The sequence below is a fragment of the Flectobacillus roseus genome, assembly GCF_030056595.1.
GTDB lineage: Bacteria > Bacteroidota > Bacteroidia > Cytophagales > Spirosomataceae > Flectobacillus > Flectobacillus roseus.
On sequence record NZ_JASHIF010000017.1, the window covers coordinates 1 to 21,514 of the forward strand.

Annotated in this window: 18 protein-coding genes; 11 read left to right on the forward strand and 7 right to left on the reverse strand. The window is 36.7% G+C overall.

Features of this window, described 5'->3' with window-relative positions; genetic code table 11:
- Nucleotide 1: 1 nt before the first annotated feature.
- Complete coding sequence (locus tag QM524_RS17630) at nucleotides 2–187, reverse strand: hypothetical protein (RefSeq protein ID WP_283345575.1); 186 nt, start codon at nucleotides 185–187, stop codon at nucleotides 2–4.
- Nucleotides 188–362: 175 nt separating this feature from the next.
- Between QM524_RS17630 and QM524_RS17635 the strand changes: the two genes are divergently transcribed.
- From QM524_RS17635 to QM524_RS17665, 7 genes are all read left to right on the forward strand, one after another.
- Nucleotides 363–1,505 carry a sensor histidine kinase gene (locus tag QM524_RS17635; protein WP_283345576.1) on the forward strand — a complete coding sequence of 381 codons (1,143 nt, stop codon included), beginning with the start codon at nucleotides 363–365 and terminating at the stop codon, nucleotides 1,503–1,505.
- On the forward strand, nucleotides 1,502–2,284 hold the full coding sequence (locus QM524_RS17640) for a LytR/AlgR family response regulator transcription factor (protein WP_095161370.1): 783 nt from the start codon (nucleotides 1,502–1,504) through the stop codon (nucleotides 2,282–2,284). Before QM524_RS17635 ends, QM524_RS17640 begins: the two co-directional genes overlap by 4 nt.
- Before the next feature lie 515 nt (nucleotides 2,285–2,799).
- Nucleotides 2,800–3,441 (forward strand): glycerol-3-phosphate 1-O-acyltransferase PlsY, encoded by a 642-nt coding sequence (gene plsY, locus QM524_RS17645; protein ID WP_095161371.1) that lies wholly within the window; start codon nucleotides 2,800–2,802, stop codon nucleotides 3,439–3,441.
- A 161-nt stretch (nucleotides 3,442–3,602) separates the two neighbouring features.
- Nucleotides 3,603–4,964 carry a dipeptidase gene (locus tag QM524_RS17650; RefSeq protein WP_283345577.1) on the forward strand — a complete coding sequence of 454 codons (1,362 nt, stop codon included), beginning with the start codon at nucleotides 3,603–3,605 and terminating at the stop codon, nucleotides 4,962–4,964.
- Nucleotides 4,965–5,609: 645 nt separating this feature from the next.
- Nucleotides 5,610–6,446: an N-acetylmuramic acid 6-phosphate etherase gene (murQ, locus tag QM524_RS17655; protein ID WP_095161373.1), complete on the forward strand. Its 837-nt coding sequence runs from the start codon at nucleotides 5,610–5,612 to the stop codon at nucleotides 6,444–6,446.
- A 364-nt stretch (nucleotides 6,447–6,810) separates the two neighbouring features.
- Nucleotides 6,811–7,134: a c-type cytochrome gene (locus QM524_RS17660; protein ID WP_095161374.1), complete on the forward strand. Its 324-nt coding sequence runs from the start codon at nucleotides 6,811–6,813 to the stop codon at nucleotides 7,132–7,134.
- Between the two features lie 181 nt (nucleotides 7,135–7,315).
- Nucleotides 7,316–7,606, forward strand: coding sequence for a hypothetical protein (locus QM524_RS17665; protein ID WP_095161375.1), 291 nt, complete (start codon nucleotides 7,316–7,318; stop codon nucleotides 7,604–7,606).
- A 187-nt stretch (nucleotides 7,607–7,793) separates the two neighbouring features.
- Here the strand turns inward: QM524_RS17665 and QM524_RS17670 are convergent, their stop codons facing one another.
- Complete coding sequence (locus QM524_RS17670) at nucleotides 7,794–8,222, reverse strand: DUF5606 family protein (RefSeq protein WP_095161376.1); 429 nt, start codon at nucleotides 8,220–8,222, stop codon at nucleotides 7,794–7,796.
- A 102-nt stretch (nucleotides 8,223–8,324) separates the two neighbouring features.
- On the reverse strand, nucleotides 8,325–8,927 hold the full coding sequence (gene yihA / locus QM524_RS17675; protein WP_095161377.1) for a ribosome biogenesis GTP-binding protein YihA/YsxC: 603 nt from the start codon (nucleotides 8,925–8,927) through the stop codon (nucleotides 8,325–8,327).
- 360 nt (nucleotides 8,928–9,287) lie between these two features.
- On the opposite strand from yihA, the gene QM524_RS17680 reads away from it, so the two are divergent.
- The 3 genes from QM524_RS17680 (at nucleotide 9,288) to hemE (ending at nucleotide 13,253) form a co-directional block, all read left to right on the forward strand.
- Nucleotides 9,288–11,504, forward strand: coding sequence for a peptidoglycan-binding domain-containing protein (locus tag QM524_RS17680; protein ID WP_283345578.1), 2,217 nt, complete (start codon nucleotides 9,288–9,290; stop codon nucleotides 11,502–11,504).
- A 144-nt stretch (nucleotides 11,505–11,648) separates the two neighbouring features.
- On the forward strand, nucleotides 11,649–12,098 hold the full coding sequence (locus QM524_RS17685; protein WP_141234704.1) for a thioredoxin family protein: 450 nt from the start codon (nucleotides 11,649–11,651) through the stop codon (nucleotides 12,096–12,098).
- Nucleotides 12,099–12,221: 123 nt separating this feature from the next.
- Nucleotides 12,222–13,253, forward strand: coding sequence for a uroporphyrinogen decarboxylase (gene hemE / locus QM524_RS17690; protein WP_283345579.1), 1,032 nt, complete (start codon nucleotides 12,222–12,224; stop codon nucleotides 13,251–13,253).
- A 187-nt stretch (nucleotides 13,254–13,440) separates the two neighbouring features.
- Here the strand turns inward: hemE and guaB are convergent, their stop codons facing one another.
- Nucleotides 13,441–14,910, reverse strand: coding sequence for an IMP dehydrogenase (gene guaB / locus QM524_RS17695; RefSeq protein WP_095161381.1), 1,470 nt, complete (start codon nucleotides 14,908–14,910; stop codon nucleotides 13,441–13,443).
- Nucleotides 14,911–15,653: 743 nt separating this feature from the next.
- Between guaB and QM524_RS17700 the strand changes: the two genes are divergently transcribed.
- Nucleotides 15,654–16,643, forward strand: a complete 990-nt coding sequence (locus QM524_RS17700; RefSeq protein ID WP_283345580.1) for an FAD:protein FMN transferase — start codon at nucleotides 15,654–15,656, stop codon at nucleotides 16,641–16,643.
- Nucleotides 16,644–16,841: 198 nt separating this feature from the next.
- Here QM524_RS17700 and QM524_RS17705 read toward each other — a convergent pair whose 3' ends face one another.
- The 3 genes from QM524_RS17705 to QM524_RS17715 all read right to left on the reverse strand — a co-directional run bounded on the left by QM524_RS17705 (nucleotide 16,842) and on the right by QM524_RS17715 (nucleotide 21,161).
- Nucleotides 16,842–19,031, reverse strand: a complete 2,190-nt coding sequence (locus QM524_RS17705) for a PepSY domain-containing protein (protein WP_283345581.1) — start codon at nucleotides 19,029–19,031, stop codon at nucleotides 16,842–16,844.
- A gap of 86 nt (nucleotides 19,032–19,117) precedes the next feature.
- A complete protein-coding gene (locus QM524_RS17710) occupies nucleotides 19,118–19,606 on the reverse strand; it encodes a DUF2271 domain-containing protein (protein WP_095161383.1) in 489 nt (162 codons plus the stop codon).
- Between the two features lie 4 nt (nucleotides 19,607–19,610).
- Nucleotides 19,611–21,161, reverse strand: a complete 1,551-nt coding sequence (locus QM524_RS17715; RefSeq protein WP_283345582.1) for an ankyrin repeat domain-containing protein — start codon at nucleotides 21,159–21,161, stop codon at nucleotides 19,611–19,613.
- Nucleotides 21,162–21,514 lie beyond the last annotated feature (353 nt).

The following is a 21,514-nucleotide window of genomic DNA, read 5'->3' on the forward strand; positions in this document are numbered from 1 at the left end:
CTTAGAAATTCGAGATAATCGAAGCGGTATTGTTATCATTGAAATTCGAAATGATCGAGGCGGTGTACTGAGCGCCAACGTTTGAGATAATCGAAGCCGTTTTGTGGTTAAGGCTATCTTGGTTGTTGAATTTTGCTACAGTAGACTTAGAAACAGAAAGCTTGTTGTTAGTTGTAATATTTTTCATGGCAAAAATCTTTTATTTATTGAGTTATGTGTCTAGTAATAAGCTTCTTGCGAAGTGATGATACAAAGTTGTTCAAAAGATTTTGGCCTATTTATTTTATCGGATTAATCCGTTTATTATCAATCCGAATAGGAAGATTGTCTATTTTAATTTTTTAATTATCCTAAAAAATTCTATGTTGAATCGAACAGCAGATACACAGAAAAGGACTTGGTGGGCGTCAAGAGAAGTGAGTACGCATGTAATGATTTGGGTCTTATACACCATTTATTTTAGCTTACTTCTTCATTTCTTCTATGGTGAGCCTATTACACCAAAGTTCGTTCTACAGGCAATCGTGTATAGGATTGGCGACGCCATGCTGTTTTATGGGCTTGCGCTGGTAGTTTTGCCCCGTTTTTTTTCAAAATCGAAAATTTTTCAGCTAATTCTGTCATTTTTAGTATTGCTTGGTTTGTATTTAGGTTGGCGGGCGTGGATAGAGTATATTTTAATGCCAGGATTGTTTGATACAGTAGGTACTAAAATAGCGCAGATGGTTTCTTTAACTATCTTTAATGGAAATACATATGTGATGTTTAGTGTAGGGTATTTTTTTGCTCTGAAGTCGATTAAACAGCAAAAAGAAATTGCTCATCAAGAAATTGCAATTGCGGAAAAAGATGCAGAAATTGCACGTCAAGACGCAGAACTGGCAATTTTAGCAAAAGAGAAAACTCTCGCCGAAATGGCCTTTTTACGTGCGCAAATCAATCCTCACTTTTTGTACAATACCCTAAACATGCTGTACAGCAAGGTACGTGGTGCATCCAAAGAAGCAGGAAATATTATCCTGACATTTGCTGAAATGATGCGCTATGCTACTAGTACTCGAATGCAGCAAGATACCGTCGACTTAGAAGGGGAATTGGATTTTGTCAAGCAATATCTCGAACTACAAAGACAACGTTTTAATAACAATATCTTTATTGATTATGAAGAACAAGGCGATTTTAGCTATTTTAGAATCATGCCTATGGTACTAATTACCATTGTAGAAAATAGCTTTAAACACGGCGAGCTTCATGACCCAGAGAGTCCACTCCAAATTCGTGCGATTCTCGAAGATGATATTTTGACGTTCTCTACTTGGAATTTGAAAAGAAAAGATGATAATCCTATCACTGATAAAGGTCAAACAGGTATTGGTATCGACAATATCAAAAAACGCCTGAAGGTTGTTCATGGCGAAGCTCAAGAATTGAGTGTGATAGATGATAAGGATGATTATGCTGTATTTTTTACTTTAAACTTTAACTATAACCCGAACGGAATATGATTAACTGTGTCGCAGTAGATGATGAGCAATCTGCCTTGGATATTGTGGTAGATTATATCAACGATACCCCATTTCTAAACTTAGTTGCGGCCACTACAAATCCCATGGAAGCGGTTGGTATCTTACAAACTAAAGAAGTTGATTTAGTATTTGCAGATATTCAAATGCCTCGTATGAATGGCATGAACCTAGTGAGTCTTTTTGATGGTCGCATGAAATTTATCATGACTACTGGTTATCAAGAATACGCGCTTAAAAGCTTTGAATATGGAGTACTTGATTATTTGGTAAAACCATTTTCATACCAAAGGTTTTTGAAGGCTGTCAACAAAATGCCTTTTCACATGACTTTGGTCGAAGAGCCTAAGCCTGTAGCGGCGCCTGAGCCTCAACCTGCCAAAAAAGAGGAGTTTATTTTTGTAAAGGTAGATGTAAAAGGTAAGTTTCATAAAGTACTATTTAAGGATGTGGTGTACATGGAAGCCCAAAAAAATTATGCTTCTATTTACATGAAAGATGAACGTATTTCTACCAATCTTACCTTGTCAGATTTAGAAAAACGATTGCCTTCAGACAGATTCATGCGTGTACATCGCTCTTATATTATCTCGATGGAAAAAATTACGGGCATCGAAGGCGACGAAGTATTACTCGATAAAGTAGTGCGTATTCCGATTGGGGATACCTATTCAGAAGAATTTACGAAGGTTATTGAAGGAAGTATTTTCTTCAAAGATAAAGATAGCGCAACTTTGATTGATAAAAGGTTGACAAATTAAGATTTGCAGCTTAGATCATTGGTTATGATTTCTCTGAAAAATCACATAATCAAGGATTTAAACTTGTTTGAAAATCTCGATCGCTAAACCTAAAAGTATTTTTTTGTTTCAAAATATATGTTCATATAAAAGCTGTTCTGTAGCAATACAGGCAGCTTTTTTCATGTAAATACCACTTAATTTGTATTTATTTTGAACCCGTTGGATTATTCTAAGAACTTTTATTGCTTAATAGGTTTTGCATAAAGTTTCATTTATTTTTGTTTAGAGAGCAATTTATTACTCAACAAAAGTGCTAAAATTTGAAATCGGATAGATAAGAAGTAACATAGAGGTTATAAGCTTAGAAATTCCAGTTGAACAGAAGTTATTCGGTGTTTTTATGGTAAGAATTAGAGATAAATCTTTCGCCAAAATACACAAATGAAACTCTTCATGTTTCGAGAACCCAGATGTTAGACGTTGCTTTTATTACAACATTCCGATTTTATACTTAATAATCTACTAGCAAAAAAATGTTAACCCTACTCGTTGTTGTTTGTACAGTACTTGCCTACTTGTTAGGTTCCATCCCAACGGCTATTTGGTATGGCGAAGCTTATTTTGGAATCGACGTGCGCAAGCACGGAAGTGGTAATGCTGGCGCTACCAATACTTTCAGAGTGTTGGGCAAAAGAGCAGGAACTGTCGTGTTGTTGATTGATGCTATCAAGGGGTGGATTTCTACTTCGTTGGCATTGATGCTTTATTACGGTCACATGGTTGAATGGAACGAATGCCAAACATTAAAGTTGGTGTTTGGGTTTGCAGCGGTGGTTGGACACATTTTCCCTGTGTTTTCAAACTTCAAAGGAGGAAAAGGCGTGGCAACGCTATTGGGTATGGTCATGTCGGTGCATCCTGAGGCGGCTTTGGTGTGTATGGTTATTTTCTTTGTAGTATTTATGTCGTTTCATTATGTATCACTAGGAGCTATTATTGCATCTTTGGCATTTCCAGTGCTTTTATTGTTACGTACATTTGGTAAAGAAAATGAATCGGTAATTGTCTTTGGATTTATGCTTTTTGGGATGATTGTGATTACGCATCGCAAAAATATTGTACGATTAATGAGAGGACAAGAAAGTCGTATTTATCTCCGAAAAAAGAAAGAGTAATCATTTAACTGGTAATATAATTCTGATGTAGATGTTTCGTTGCGATTATGACATCGGTTGATACCAAACTCGTAATGATAACTCCATAATAACTTACTATATTTGTACCTCCAATTACTCAGTAGTTGGAGGTATTTTTTTGAAATCAATCATCAACGTCTATGCAAGGCTATATTGAGCAAAATAAAGAGAAGTTTTTGAATGAACTTCTTGATTTATTGAGAATTCCATCGGTGAGTGCCGATTCAAAATTTAAGGGTGATGTACGTAAAGCAGCAGAATTTGTAGCCGAAAAAATTCAGGCAGCAGGAGCTGATTTAGTAGAGATATGCGAAACGGCGGGTCATCCTATCGTTTTTGGTCAAAAAATCATCGATGAAACCCTTCCAACCGTGTTGGTATATGGTCACTACGATGTACAACCAGCTGACCCTTACGAATTGTGGAATTCTCCTCCATTTGAGCCAGTTGTGAAAGATGGTAAAATCTACGCTCGTGGAGCTTGTGATGACAAAGGCCAGTTTTATATGCACATCAAAGCTTTTGAAGCTATGATGGCAACAAACACTTTGCCATGCAATGTGAAATTTATGATTGAAGGCGAAGAAGAAATCGGTTCGGATAACCTTGGTATCTTTGTAGCGGCAAATAAGGATAGATTGAAAGCAGATGTTATCTTAATTTCGGATACCGCTATTATCGCTAATGATACGCCATCTATTGATGTTGGTTTGAGAGGATTGAGTTATCTTGAGGTTGAAGTAACTGGACCGAACCGTGACTTGCATTCGGGTGTGTATGGAGGTGCAGTAGCAAACCCAATCAATGTGTTGAGTAAAATGATTGCTTCGTTGCATGACGAAAATAATCATATCACTATCCCAACATTTTACGATGATGTGGTAGATTTGACAGCAGAGGAGCGTGCAGCAATGGCTCAAACACCATTCAATTTGGGCGCATATAAAGAAGATTTAGCGATTGATGAAGTATATGGCGAAACAGGTTATTCGACCATCGAGCGTGCTTCAATTCGTCCTACACTTGATGTAAATGGTATTTGGGGTGGTTATATAGGAGAAGGAGCTAAAACCGTTTTACCTTCTAAAGCATACGCTAAAATTTCGATGCGTTTAGTACCAAACCAACAATCAGATAAAATTACAGCGTTGTTTACTAAACATTTTGAATCTATTGCACCAGCGGGTGTTCAAGTGAAAGTTCGTCCTCATCATGGAGGAGAACCTTATGTAACACCAACTAATTCAATTGAATATTTGGCAGCAGAAAAAGCAATGGAGGAAGCATTTGGTAAAAAGCCTGTTCCTACACGTGGAGGAGGAAGTATTCCAATTGTGGCTTTATTTGAAAAAGAGTTGCAAGTAAAAACGGTTTTGATGGGCTTTGGACTTGACTCTGATGCGATTCACTCGCCAAATGAGCATTATGGCTTATTCAATTTTTACAAAGGAATAGAAACAATTCCGTTGTTCTTTAAATATTACGCAGAAATGGCTCAATAATGAGCCCATAAGTGCTTTGTTTTGTTGTATTGGTAGTGTTTGACCTTAAACAAAAGATGAGCTCTTACAGAAGAAAAACAAACTTTTAGTTTAAAGTAAAGAGTTGGACCTCGATAGCTAAAAACTAAATTTAAGGAGGTATTAAGTTGGTGGGCAAAATAAAATTTAAGCTTTCAGGTAACGGCTTTCGGCGGTGGGCTTTGAAAAAAGCATGTGTGGTTATTAAAAAACATTTTAACACTCTTTGCCTTGTGCCTGTTGCCTTGTCCCTAAAATAAAAAAACTTAAATGTAATTTTGCCCACAACTTACGGCCGAATATGATTGAGTCAATTTAGTAGGTAAAATAATGGTTATTTAAAATTTTCAACTATTTCAGATTTGGGATTTCTGATGTCGGCAATAAAGTAGAATGACTATATTTTTTACAAAATATTGAAGCTTACACTTCCGAAATCCAACATCCAATATCCGAAATAAACAGTTTTTATAATCGTTCGTTTAGTACTAATTCACAATTCAACACTAATACTTAATTGCCACTTTGTACAATATCGTTCCATTCGATACTATAGCGGTTTAGGAGTGGGAATCTATTTCAAACCCTTCAAGAAGAAACAGACCCAATATTTTGTTTTGTAAAACTATGTCACAAGAAATCAACTTAGAAACACTCACAACCGAGGCAAGCTCAAAATATAATAACCTCGACGAAATGTCTATTACGACCATTTTGGAAGGTATTAACAATGAAGATAAAACAGTACCCCATGCTGTGGAGAAGGCTATTCCGCAAATTGAGGCCTTAGTTAGTCAAATTGTTCCAAGGATGAAACAAGGCGGTCGCCTGTTTTATATTGGAGCAGGTACTAGCGGCAGATTAGGTATCGTAGATGCCTCAGAATGTCCTCCAACCTTTGGTGTTCCTTTTGACTTGGTTATTGGTATCATTGCAGGTGGCGATACTGCTATTCGTAAGGCTGTTGAGTATGCCGAAGATGATGAAGAACAAGCTTGGAAGGACCTTGAACAGTATGATATCAATGAGCTAGATACAGTAGTAGGAATTGCGGCTTCGGGTCGTACTCCTTATGTAATCGGTGGTCTTCGTACTGCTCGCAATAATGGTGTATTGACTGGTTCGGTTTCTTGTAACATAGGAAGTGAGATTTCAAAAGAAGCAGAATTTCCTATCGAAGTGGTCGTAGGGCCAGAATTTGTAACAGGTAGTACACGTATGAAATCAGGTACAGCACAAAAGCTGATTCTTAATATGATTTCGACCTCGGTAATGATACAATTAGGACGCATTCGTGGTAATAAAATGGTAGATATGCAATTGAGCAACCATAAATTAGTAGCACGAGCTGAAAATATGATTATCAGAGAATTAGGCGTTGACAAAGCCCTTGCTGAAACTCTCTTACAAGAGCACGGAAGTGTTCGTAAGGCAATAGATGCTTATCGTTCTTCTTTGCGTTAACAAACCATTAACACCGAGCTCAGTACTTTTGGCTTAATATTGTCGTTGAAAGAGTATAGAAAAAATTTAAGAAGTACCATTATAAGGTTTTTTGAAGTGATATGGCGTTTATCTTGTAAACAACAAAGTTCAATTTTAAGTTTATGACCTAAAACCTAATGCCTGTATCTCTATTTAAGTAGCTTTCTACATTAAATTTTACCGAAAAATCAAGAAACACATAGGTAATGATAAATAAATCATCTTTTTGTCTTTATTTTGTATTTCGAGAAGATTGGTAAAATAATATTTGGTGATATGCTTACTATCTTAAATTTTATTTTACTTTATTATACAATTCCTTAAGAAACCCTTTGAATTACAAATGAAAAAAGTTGTTTTGAGCTCTCTAATACTTGCTGCATTTGCCATCAATGCAAAAGCAGAAGATTTCCCAGAAGACATCAAACCATTGATGACTAAATATACTTGTACTGCTTGTCACAAAGTAGATACTCGTTTGGTGGGTCCAGCTTACACAGATGTTGCTAAGAAAAAATATACTAACGAGAAAATCGTTGAATTAATCGCTAATCCAAAGCCATCTAACTGGCCTGGTTATCCTCCAATGGCAGCGATGAAAAACGTTCCAAAAGACGATGCTATCAAAATCGCTACTTGGATTAACTCGTTGAGAAAGAAGAAATAAGAATTTTACAATTCTGTAAAAAACCTTGGTAATGTCATCATTATCAAGGTTTTTTGTTTTTAGGGCGCTAAATTATTGGAAAGTACAACTAATGGTCTCTTTTTTGTGTTATGATAAAAATCACTTTATAGAATTTAAAAACTAGGAGAGAGGCCAAGGTTTATATCTAATCGCTACGACTATGCACAAATATCAGGTAATTTTTCAATTTGAACTTGACGAGGAGCTACTCTCAAAAGTACCTCAACATCGTAACTTTATAGGAGAGTTGATTCAGAAAGGAATTATAGATTCGTATGCGATTTCGGCAGAGTCGACCCAAGGCTGGATTGTTATGAATGCTAATAGTAAGAAAGAAGTGCTACAAACTTTAGAGAAATCGCCCATATATCACAAGTGGGTTGTAGAAGTCGAACAACTGGTAATTTATGATTCTCAGTTGTATCGTTTTCCAAAGCTTGTTATGAACTAATAGTCATAAGTAAGAAGACGTTGTTAGTTAACAGTGTATCAGTTATAATAATACACTCATTCTCAAAAAATATTTTCGATTTTTACCTCAGAGATACTTTTGATTTAATCTTTCCTGCTATATAAAAACAAATGAGTGATAGGTCTGTCCTATCACTCATTTGTTTTTATAACTTTTTCAATAACGACTATTGAGCAGCAGTTTCTGTTTTTACCTCGAATGCTTCTGGCAAGTTTTTCAAAAGTGTATTGAACCAGTTGATGATTTTCTTTACATCAGAAGGGTAAACACGCTCACGATCAAAGTCAGGAGCAACTTCACCTAAAATTGCGTATAGTTCTTCGTCTGAGGCAGTTTTTGTATTTAATTCAACACCTTCGTTATATTTTTCTTTAAGCGCAAAGAAAATATCAGCCAAAGGAACTGAACTATCTTGGTGATCAGACATATATACTGAAATATCTTTCAAAACTGATACGCGAGCATTAGCTCCTACCACAGAACGTTCTTTTTTTCCATCAAGGCTTTCTACGATAACGCCAGTACGAGTAGGTTTTAAAATTCTGTATAATCCGCTTTTACCTGAAATATTAGCTACTTCTTTTAGTAATTCCATATGATATCTTAATAATTTGTTTTTACAAAATTAGTTATTTAAGGCTTTGACAAGTGTACTTGTTATGAGTATTTCGTGAAAAAGACCTAAAATTATTCTCAATTATGGCTTAAAGCCTTGATTTAGCTCATCTATATAGGCTAAGATTTCCTCCCGACCAGTCCCATTAACGGACGAAGTCACAAAATATTGCGGCATTTCTTCCCATGTTTCTAGCATGATTTGTTCATAAATGGCAAGATTTTTATTTACCGCAGTGTTTGAAAGTTTGTCAGCTTTTGTAAATACAATACAAAATGGAAGTCCATTTTCTCCAAGTTTTTGCATAAACTCAACGTCCACTTTCTGTGGCTCATGTCTTACATCGATCAGTACAAAAGTACATACAAGGTTGGTTCTGAGGGTAAGATACTCATTAATCATTTTTTCAAACTTCTCACGCTCCACTTTGCTCACCTTTGCATAACCATAGCCAGGCAAATCGACTAAGTACCAATCTTCATTAATAAAAAAGTGATTGATAAGTTGTGTTTTTCCTGGAGTTTGGGATGTTTTAGCAAGGTTCTTTTTTCTAACAATGCTATTGATAAGAGATGACTTTCCTACGTTGGATCTTCCGATAAAGGCATATTCAGGCTTATCAGGCTTAGGACATTGCTGATAAGTGGAATTACTCATTAAAAAAGACGCTTGATTGATTTTCATGGCGCTAAAATTTATGGTGAAAAGCGATAAGCTCCTCTTTTTTTAAATTATGAATTTACTAAGTCTAGCATTTTGCAAGAAATAGTAATATATTAGCACAAATAATGCCCTCTCAGGGTGTCTTTGTGTCAAATAAGTTTGTTAGTTTTAACAAACATCCGCAAATTTACACAATTTTAATTATCCGCTCTCTTACTCTACATATAAGAGTTAATTGTAAAATATAGTGACAGATGGGATTTGATTACGTCTATATGACGTAATTGTTGGTGACGTGGTTTATTAATGTCACTTTTTTTTTATTGTAACGACACGTAAATTTGTTATTAAATCCTTAACACCTGATAAATTTTTCTAACCATGAAGAAAAATTACTATTCGCTATTGTTAACGATAGCAACCCTAAGTACGGTCTCGACGGCAGTTGACGCCCAAAATGACCTACCGCCTAACGCTGTTAATGGCAAGTGTTATGCGAAATGTTTGAAGCCAGCGCAATTTACCACTAAGTCACAACAATTTGTATCTAAAGAAGCAGGCAAAACTTTATCAGTAGTTCCTGCAATATTAGGTACAGAAACAAAATCGATTGTTGTAAAAGAAGCTGCAAAACGCTTAGAAGTAGTTCCTGCTGCTTACAAAACAGTATCGGAACAAGTATTGGTAAAAGAAGCAGGCAAAACAGTTACAGTAATTCCTGCGGTTTACAAAACAGAAACAGAAACCATCTTAGTAAAAGAGGCTTCTAAAAAACTGGAAGTTGTACCTGCACAGTACAAAACAGTAACAGAACAAGTATTTGTAGGCGGATGTCCAACTGGCTCTTATATGGCTGGTTTATGGGATAATCAACGCAGATCTTTTGTTCGTCCGGATGGTTCTGAATTAACAGGCTCTCCATGTAAAAAATTAGAAGTAGTACCAGCTGTATTGAAAACTGAAACAGAACAATACGTAGCTAAACCTGCTTCAAAAAGCTACACTGTGATTCCTGCAGTGTACAAAACTGAAACAGAAAAATATGTGGTGAAGCCAGCATATTCTCGCTTGGAAGTAGTTCCTGCAGAGTTTAAAACTGTTACAGAAACAATCTTGGTGAAAGAAGCGTCTAAAGTGTTGACGGTAATTCCTGGAACTTTCAAAAAAGTAACAGAGAAGCGTTTAACAAAAGAAGCTTCAAAAACTTTGACTCCAAATGCCTTTACTTACAAGACTGTAACCGAGCAAGTATTGGTAAAAGAAGCTTCTAAAAAATTGGAAGTTGTTCCTGCTCAATATAAAACTGTAACTGAGCAAGTATTAGTAAAAGAAGCTACTACTGCTTTGGTGACAACCCCTCCTGTGTACGAAACAGTTACTGAAAAAGTAAAAATTCGTGATGAATATACAAAATACGAAAAAGGTAAAGCCGACCCATCATGTTTGTCTGCTAACCCTGATGACTGTCGTATCTTGTGTCTTGTAACAGTTCCTGCGGAATACAAAACAATTACTAAGCAAGTATTGAAAACTCCAGCGGGTACTAAAGAAGTAGTAACTCCAGCACAATACACTACCATCACTCGTCAGATTTTGGCTTCGCCTGCTACTGTGAAGGAAACTGTAATTCCTGCTGAATACAAAACTTTCTCAAAGCAAGTATTAGTTGCTCCTGCTGATTTGGCTTCTGCTAAAGATGTGGTTGCTGAGTACGAAACTTATACTAAAGAAGTGGTAGATCAACCTGCGAGAGTTGTTGAAAAAGAAATTCCTGCTGAATACAAAACTATCAGCAAAACTGTAATTGCAAAGTCGGCTACAACTCGTGAAACAGCTATTGCTGCAGAGTATGCTTCGGTTACTAAACAAGTTTTGGTGAAAGATGCAGAGGTAAAAGAGCAAGTGATTCCAGCTGTGTATGCTACTCGTACAAAACAAGTAGTAGGCACGCCAGCAAAATCTGTTGAAATTGATGTTCCTACGCCTTGTGTAGCGCCTGGTACTACGCCAAATGCTGCTGTAGCAAGCATCAAACTTCCAAACGGACAAAGCTGCTACCAAGTATTGACGAAGCAAATTGTTGCTGCTCCTGCTTCTACACGTGAAGTGGTAATTCCAGCAGTATATGCTACTCGCCAAAAACAAGTACTGGTATCTCCAGCTACGACAAAGGTTGTTGAAACTCCAGCTCAATACGAAACACGTGTTCGTCAGTTGTTAGCAGCTCAAGCTACTACTAAAGAAACCGAAATTCCTGCTGAGTCAAAAACTTATACTCGTACTGTAGTTAAGTCTGCGGCAAAAACTACGGAAAAAACAATTCCTGCTGAGTATGGCTCTTTCGTAACTACTACTAAAGTGGCTGACAATATGTACGCGGATTGGGTAGAAGTAATTTGTGGTAACAAATTGACTGTTGAAAAAATTATCCAAATCCAACGTGCTTTGAAAGTTAAAGGTTACGACCCAGGTCCTATCGATGATGTAATTGGACCAAGAACTCGTGCTGCCTTGACTCAATTCCAGAAAGATAACAACCTTCCATTGGGTAATATCAATATCGAAACATTGAAAGCCTTAGGCTTGAACGATAACTAACAGGGATTTAAGGATTTTAATAGCATAGCTCCGTAGCAACACTACGGAGCTTTTTGCGTTATAAAAGGCAAGCATCGGCATACAAAGGTTTCTTAAAATTTGTAATTTGATGAACATTACTATTTTCTTTTGACATTCACTTCTATGAAATTGTTTTCTTTGATATCAAGCTTGTTGTTGTTTCTGAACCATTCATTAAAAGCTCAGGATAAGGTAACGCCTATTGATAATATCCTAGAGGCAACGTTTTTTCAAGGAACCTACCAAGAAGTATTACTTGAAGCAAAAAAGTTACACAAGCCTATCTTTCTTACTTTTTCGGCCAGTTGGTGTCAACCTTGTCAAAAGCTTGAAGCAGAAAGTTTCTCACAACAAGAGGTAGCTTCTGTATTAAGCTTAAGATATATTGCCAAAATAGTAGATGTAGAACAATTTGTGGGTATGGATGTGGCTGATATCTATAAAGTTTCAGAATATCCTATTACTATTATTTTGGATGAAAGAGGCAAAGAGCTAGAACGACTCAAAGGTTTTTTCCCTCCTGAATATCTGATAAAAACCTTGTTGAAATACAAAAAGACCACCTCGAAATAGGATTCTTTGGGTTTATCTTCTTTTTCAAAATCCCATACCGAAATATTGCCGTATATTTGCGGTAATATTATACGAGCCAGCCTACTATGACATACATATCAAGGCACTCGAATTGCTGAATCAATGGAAAACTTACAGAACGATTTAATATTGAGAGCTGCACGTGGGCAGCAAGTAGAGCGTGTGCCTGTTTGGATGATGCGTCAGGCGGGTAGAATTTTAGCTGAATACCGTGCCGTTCGCGAAAAAGCAGGAAGCTTTATACAATTGGCGACTACGCCAGAATTAGCTGCCGAAGTGACTATCCAACCAGTAGATATTTTGGGTGTAGATGCCGCCATTATTTTTTCTGATATTTTGGTAGTTCCCGAAGCTATGGGCTTACCTTATGTGATGGAAGAAAAAGTAGGTCCTATTTTTCCAACTACTATTCACTCAATGGCAGATGTCGAAAAGCTACATGTTGCCAATCCAGAAGAGGAGCTTAAATACGTATTGGATGCCATCAAAATTGTAAAATCAGAATTGAATGGCCGTGTGCCTTTAATTGGCTTTGCTGGTGCGCCATTTACGTTACTTTGCTATATGATTGAAGGAAGAGGTTCTAAAACCTTCTCTAAAGCGAAGAAAGCCTTGTATTCTGAGCCTGAATTGTCTCATGCTCTTTTACAGAAAATCACTGATACTACCATTGCTTATCTGAAAGCACAGGTGGCAGCAGGAGCTAATTTGGTTCAAATTTTTGACTCTTGGGCTGGTATTCTTTCTCCTGAACAATACCGTACTTATTCATTGCCATATATTGCTCAAATTTGTGATGCTATTACCGAAGTACCTGTGACAGTATTTGCTAAAGGTGCATTCTTTGCTCGTGAAGATATGGGTAAGTTGAATTGTGATGTAGTAGGTCTTGACTGGAATATGGATATTGCTGAATCAAGAAAATTGGTTGGCGATTCAAAAACATTGCAAGGAAATCTTGATCCATGTGTATTGTATGGTTCATTCGACGAAATCAAAAAACATACTCGTTCGATGATTCAGCAATTTGGAACACAGAAATACATCGCAAACCTAGGTCATGGCGTATATCCAGATACTAATCCAGATAAAGTAAAATGCTTTATCGATACCGTAAAGGAATATCAAGCTTAAGGGAAATTTCGGATGTTGGATTTTGGAAATATAACCTACTTTTTAGGGAGTCTTTTTTATCCTTCCGCAATCAGAAATCCCCAATGCACAATTCTTTGACCTTATCAAAAAGGCTCAGTACAAATCGTACTGAGCCTTTTGAATTTCTACAAAGCTATAATTTATGATTATAAACTGCGGATGTTGCTTACTTCGCGCTATAGTTTGGAGCTTCCTTCGAGATAGTAATATCGTGTGGATGGCTTTCTTTTACCCCTGCTGCTGTAATTTTCACGAAGCGTGCTTTTTGCATTTCAGTGATATTTTTAGCACCACAGTATCCCATACCTGCTTTCAAACCACCTACCATTTGGTAAATGATTTCAGATACAGAACCTTTGAATGGTACACGACCTACGATACCTTCTGGAACTAATTTCTTAATGTCGTCTTCTGCATCTTGGAAATAACGGTCTTTCGAACCATCTTCCATAGCTTCAAGAGAGCCCATACCACGGTATGTTTTGAACTTACGTCCTTCGAAGATAATAACTTCTCCTGGCGCCTCGTCAGTACCAGCCAACATTGAGCCAATCATTACTGTACTAGCACCACCAGCGATTGCTTTTGCAATATCACCAGAGAAACGGATACCACCATCAGCAATAATAGGAACACCTAAATCAGCTACTGCTTTAGCTGCCTCGTATACGGCTGTAAGCTGTGGCATACCTACACCAGCAATAATACGAGTTGTACAGATACTACCAGGTCCAACACCTACTTTAACAGCGTCTGCACCTGCTTCAGCTAGGGCTCTTGCGCCTTCGCCAGTAGCAACGTTACCCACAATTACATCTAGGTCTGGGAATTGAGCTTTAACACGTTTCAAAGCTTCAATTACACCTTTAGAGTGCCCGTGAGCTGTATCAATACTGATTACGTCAACACCAACGGTTACTAAAGCTTGAACACGCTCCAACAAATCTGGTGTAACACCAACCGCAGCACCTACACGCAAACGACCCAATGTGTCTTTTGATGCGTACGGATTGTTTTTGCGCTTGATAATATCTTTATAGGTTACCAAACCAATCAACTTGTTGTTTTCGTCAACGATTGGTAATTTTTCAATTTTAAATTCTTGTAAGATGCTTTCTGCCTCGTCCAAAGAGATTCCTTTTTGAGCTGTAATCAAACCATCTTTCGTCATGATTTCATTAACAGTTTTAGTCAAATCTTTTTGGAAACGTAAATCACGGTTTGTTAAAATACCGATAAGTTTACCTTCTGAATCGATAACTGGAATACCACCGATTTTGAATTCACGCATGATACGGTGTGCATCGCCAAGTGTTTGACCGTCAGTAAGTGTTACAGGATCGATAATCATACCTGATTCCGAACGCTTTACTTTTCTTACTTGCGCAGCTTGCTGTGCAATGGTCATATTTTTGTGGATAATACCAATACCTCCTTCTTGAGCCATCGCAATAGCCAAATCAGCTTCGGTCACTGTATCCATAGCAGCCGAAATCATTGGAGTATTAAGCGTGATGTTGCGAGTAAGTTTGGTCTGAGTGCTAGTTTCTCTCGGAAGAATTTCTGAGTAAGCAGGAAGAAGCAATACGTCGTCGTATGTTAATGCTTCGTATAAGAACTTGGATGTGTCTAACATGGCAAATAGCTTTGATTTGTTATTTGCCAGACAAATTTACGACGAGTTTTGTACTTTTAAAAGAAAAATCAAAAAATGATTATTATTTTTTTGTAAAATTCATAGTACGTCTTCATTTTAATTTGTCATATTATCTTCAAAATCACGCTATTTCGCTTTAAAGACCATTTTTCTTGTCTTTGAATCGCAAAATTTTAGTAATATTTTTTTTAGTACATTTTTTAGATAAGCATCATATCTAATTAATAGATTCTTAAAATCAATTCGTTAAATTTGTGATTATTTATAATAAATCTAAATAGCTTATGTTTTAATCTAGTTGTAGAAATTAAACTTTTGATGATTTAGATGGTCATTGATGAAAGTAAAAATGCCTCAAGTTATCGGGCAAAATGAAACCAATTTTACTTGCTCTAGGCTTTAAGCAATATGCTGTAAGCTAAAAACATAAAGCCTATGAATGCAGGTAAAATCAATTTTTGATATAGAAAAATACATTCACAATTCACAGATAGTACTGTACGAAGGATTATAAAAACTGTTTATTTCGGATATCGGATGTTGGATTTCGGAAGTATAATCTTCTATATTTTGCAAAAAACAAAGGTGTTTTACTGTATTTCCGAAATCAGAAATCCAAAATCCGCAATAGTTAGAATTCCTTCGTACAGTTCTGATTCACAGATTATAATTCAGCACTACTATTTATTCACTGTTATTTCGGTAACGAAAGCTCCCATATTATGCGTAAAATAATATTTGTATTTCTATTTCTTTGCTCAATTGCTTCTCAAGCACAGGTTCTTAAAAAGAAAACGACTTTGCTGATGGGAGGAAGGTTTGACATTACTGTTGTTGCGAAGGATACGGCAACTGCCAAACAAAGTATTGAGGATATCATTGCTGAAATTTCTAGAATTGAATACTTGATTTCAGATTGGAAAAGTACCACTCAGATTTCGGATGTAAATCGTAATGCAGGAATCAAACCTGTAAAAGTTGACCCAGAAGTATTTGAGTTGACAGAAAGAGCACTACATTTTTCTGAAATAACAAACGGAGCTTTTGATATTAGTTTTGCAGCAATGGATAGAATCTGGAAGTTTGATGGCTCTATGACACAAATGCCTACGCCAGAAGCCGTCAAAAAATCAGTAGAAAAAGTAGGTTACAAAAACATCGAGTTAGATAAAGCCAATAGCACAATTTTTTTAAAGAAAAAGGGAATGAAAATTGGCTTTGGAGCATTAGGTGAAGGTTATGCTGCCGACCGTTGCCGTGAAATGATGTTGGCAAGGGGTATTCAGGCGGGTATCGTCAATGGTTCGGGAGATATGAATACTTGGGGTAACCAACCAGATGGTACGCCTTGGACAGTCGGTATTACCAATCCTATGAAAAAAGATACCGTTTTTGCGATAGTACCACTTCTTAAAAGTGCTGTAGTAACTTCGGGGAGCTACCAGAAATTTGTGGTATTTAATGGAAAACGCTATTCGCACATCATCAATCCTGTAACGGGATACCCTGCGACTGGACTTTGTAGCGTAACTGTTTTTGGTCCAAGTGCCGAAACAGCCAATGGCTTTAGTACATCCATTATGGTTTTGGGAAAAGATAAAGGATTGAAGCTTTTGAAAAAACACCCAGAATATAGTGCGATTTTGATAACAGATGAGGGGAAGGTGGTAACTACTAAAAATATGAATATCAGGGATTTTATCTTAAAGTAGGAGGTTGAATCTAATTACTGGACAAAAAGAGAAAAGGTATTTAGACTTTTTCAATGAATGTTTAAGAACAGTTTAAAACTGTTAAAAAAATGAGTCCAAGACTAAGTCTTGAACTAGTAACTTCAATTTTGTCCAGTAATCAGAGGTTGAATACAATTTTGATTAGAGTGCGACTGAAGTCGCACTCTATCGGAAAAATTAATAACAATCTGAAAGAATTTGTTCGTGTGCTTGGTAGTGACTCAAGGACTGAAGGAGCTCTTTTTCACAGATTTGTTCTAGTACGACCATTACATCTTTTTGCATAGCCAACGACCCACAAATCATAATTACGCCTCTATTCTTTAAGATAGTGGCTATTTGATGGGCATCTTTTTTAATCAAATCTCCAACATACAACTTTTCCGTCTCACGTGACAAAGCGACAGCCAGCGCATTTAATTTCTTTTGTTCTTTGTAGGTATTCAATTGTTCTTGATACAAACTAAGCGAGCCTTTATCTCTAAAACCTGCATACAAATGACATGGTATTTGTTTGGTGTTTTGACTAAGCATTCCTAAAAAAGGACCGATACCTGTACCATTACAAATCATGATGACTTCGGGACTATTTTTAGGGAAATGGAAATGGCTATTCTGAACAATTTTAGCTTTGAATGTATCTCCAGCTTTGAGTCGATGCAAAAATCCTGAGCCTAGTCCATTTTCATGTAATCTTACACTTAACTGAATATCACTTTTATCTACAACTCCGATCGAATACAGGCGTTCACGATGGTCATTGGCAGGATATATCGCCAATAAATCTCCTGATTTTACTTTTGTCCATCTTTTAGTTTTAAACTTAATCAAGAAAGTATCGTCGTGTTGGTTCGATGTATTTGAAACCACCTCTAAGTTTCTAAAATTATTCGGTTGCTTTAGCGGTGCTTTACTCGAAATACTGATACCTGTTTTTGTTGACCAAGCTTCTGCCCAAAGGGCATAATCCTCCTCTGATTTGTCATTTACGGTATGAATATCCAACAAAGGTGTCGCCCATGATTTGCTGCTTAATGCATGATGGACTTCATAAGCAAACTGGCAGAAATCTGGATAAGCACGTGACCCAAAGCCTAATACCGAAATGTGAATATTTTGAGACTGTGAAATATTTTCAAGTAGTTCCTGAAATTTGTTACCACTATTTGGGGCATCACCCGCCCCGTAAGTAGAGGTAAATATTACCAAATGTTCGGCATTTTGATAGCTTTGATACTCGTTGAGCGTCGAGATATAGGCTTTTTCACCAAGTTTGACCAGTTGTTGATAAAAACCATTCGCAAAATCCCAAGTACTACCATTTTCAGAACCAACTAAGATAACAAAACGGCTTTCTTCAGCTGTAAATTGATTTTTAGATTTTCCAGAAAGTCTTTTGAAAGTAATGGCAAAGCCAGTGTAGATAAAAAATAGGATATTTCCAGAAGCAATAGCCAGAATGATAGCCAAAATAATACTCGCTCTACCTGTATGCAAATCGAGACTGAGAGTACTCATAATTTGCGTAAAAGGGTAAGCTTGTTCGGCAAGAATTTCACCTGTAATTTGATTTACAGCAATTTCTCGGTCTTTGAGCTTGATAGTAAAATAATCTTCAGGATCTTCAGAAAAGGGGAATTCAATACTTTTTATTTCAGCGAGGGATGTATTCCTGAAAATAGGAAAATCTTCCAGTTTCTTTTGGGGTGTATCTTTTATTTTATCAAAATCCACCTCAAGATTTATTTTGGCAGCAGGAAAAACCTCGAAGCGCACCAATGAAAGATAGGCTCCCGTCAAAGCAATGAGCAAAATGGGCAATAACGACCAACGACTTAGCACAACGTGATAGTATTGAGCGAAGCTATCTTTGGGGATACCCTTGAAAAAATTACGAATACCTTGTTGACGTTGGATAAGCAGTAAAATACCCGAAATCGTAATTAAGAATAGGAGGAAAGCGGTGAGCCCTACAAAAAAACGCCCTAATTCATGTAAAAATAGAGAGCGGTGCAAAGCATTAACCCATTCAAAGAAAGCACCTTTTTGCTTGGATGCACCCAAAAATTCTCCAGTTTTGGGATGAATGTATCCCTCCTGAATATCTTTCGGAAAATCAGAGCTTTTTGCTACCAAAGAATGAAAATCATCTACTTCTACCTGACTAATTGAAGGATATTGTTTTTTCCAAACAGGAATACTTTCTGCCAATGTTACCTGACTAAGTGATGGAGTGTTGGGTCTGTTGATTTTTTCTAAAGCTGGTTCAAACGACAGAATGATACCAGTAATAGCAGCAAGGGCCAGAAAAAGAAAAGAAGATACCGCCAACGTGAGGTGACTGTATCTCCAGATAGAGAGATTCATATTTTGAGAGTTGGTTGATTAACTGATGGGAAAGACACAAAGTAAAGCAATTGAACGCTGTTACTTTGTGTCTGAGTCCTCTTATGCTAGTTTGCAGGACTAAATCTTACATAACGGATATAACCTGTTCCTTCACTTTTAGCCGCTAAGCCATCTGTTGTTAATGGAACCTCCAAATCTTTTACGTAATAAGGCTTATCCTCAACGGCACTCTCAAAACGAATTTTGTAGTTGGCATTCAATTTCGCATTTTCTATTTCAAGTACAACCACACTACGGTCGCCACCTGTTACCGATGCACCTGTGATAGCGCTTAAGTTACTAGGTTTTTTCGAAAATGCTTTATGCCATTCTTTTAGGTCTTTGTACCATTTTTTGTCAGAACCTAATACATACAAAGTTTTGTCATAAGCACCTTTAGCATCTACGATAGACACAACCATATAGGCTCCTTCGCCCATATAGTTAGTCATTTGAATCATACATTTGTACTTCGTTGTCTGAGCTTGAGCAGCGCTAGCAACACCCAATGAAGCGATTATTGTAATAACGGCTAGTTTTAAGAATTTAAGCATTTTACTATTTTAAGAATGTGATAGATATTTTAGATTTTGAAAGTGATTCGTTTTCTGAAGCTAAATCAAAAGCCGTTTCGTTGAAATTAGTAACCGCTTCTTTTTTAGCACCAACAGATACCAAGTATTTCATAACGGTATCGTCTTTGGCAATCATGGCCGCTTTGTGAAGCGCTGTGATACCTTCTGAGTTTTTAGCATTTACGTCAATACCTAGTGCCTGAATACGTTTTAATAGACCTAAGTCATTTTTCATAACGGCCAAGTGATATAAGGTATTGCCATTTTTTTGTGGGGTAGCTGCTGTTAATCCTTTTTCCTCCAACATTTTCAACTTGGCATCGAAGTCTTCTGTTTTTGGTCCAAAACCACCACGACCTTCACCTCCACCTTGAGATCCGCCTTGCGGAGCACCTTGTGGACCACCAAAACCACCTGCACTGTAAGATTGTACCAAATAAGCTAACAAGTTTTCCCCGTCTTTGTTTGTTACTTTTACATCAGCACCTTTTTCTATCAAAAACTTAACAACCTCAGGAGAGTTTCCTTTAACAGCTAATGAAAGAGCAGATTCTCCTTTAAGATTAGTTTGATTGATGTTTGATACTTTTGAAGCGAGTAGTCCTAATGTCGCTAAATCTCTGTTAGATGCGGCTGCAAATATAAAAGGGGTGTTGCCTTCTTCATCAGCTTGATTTACGTTAACACCTTTTGCCAAGAAATGCTCAATAATTTCTTTTTGATTTGGTCTACGAACCAAAAAATGTAAAACGTTTTCGCCAGCTTTAGTTGTTGCTGTAGGTTTTACACCTAAACTTTCTAAGTATTCAAAAAACTCTAAATTAAGAGTTGTACCTCTTCTACCGCCTTGCGAAGCAACCACAATGGCGTTATCGTTTGGCGTGATACCTTTTTGTACTAAAGCTTTCAAAAGATTAACGTTTCCGCTACGAGCGGCATAGCCAAAAATATTATTGCCATTTTTGTCAACACTTTTAATATCTAAACCTTTTGATACTAAATAATTAGTAATCGCCAAGTCTTTATCTCCAGCAACAGCAAGTAACAATACGTTTGCACCGTCTTGGTTTACATCTTTTTTCAAGTTCGCACCAGCTTTTACACAAAGGTCGATTACTTCTGGTGTAAGTCCGTTACCAGCAGCAAAGTTTAATGGAGTAGTTCCATGGGCATCTACCATACTTGCTTTTGAGCCCTTATCAATCAACAACTGCATGATTTCGATATTACCTTTAGCAGTAGCCCAGTGCAAGTAGATACGTCCATCGTGCGTGATTTTGTTTACATCATTACCAGGTTGTTCCAACAAATATTTGATGGCCTCGTTTGGTGCACCAGTATTAATGGCAATTACTACTGGGTCCATCGCCTGACTATTTAGTTCAGAAGGGTTACTTCCTTTTGCTACTTCAGCTTTGACCGCTTCAGCGTTTGGTTGAGTTCTCCAAAAAGATTGTTCTAATAAGGTATTTCTTTGTGCGCTTGCAGCAAAACTAAAAAGTGCCAAAGATGCAGCAATGAAGATTCTTTTCATTTGAAATATGTATGTTTTATCGGGTTGAAGTTTTGACGACTCAAAACAAATAAGCTTTGCTTATTTAGAATTAGTACAAATATAAATTAGAAACTTTGTTTAATCACAATATCAATTCTCAATTTTAGATAATATCTAGTTTTAGAGAAAGTTTGAAAACTTTTTGCTTTGACCATAGAAAAATGAAAAAGTCAAACGCTACAGGAATATTTTTGAAAAATAGTATAGTTAAAATACGCCAATTATAGCAGGATAATACTTTTGAAAACGGCATAAAATTAGGATAATTTTAATAGACCGAGTGAGCATCTGAGTGGATTTACTGCTAATAGGCCGATTTATTCGACCGAATG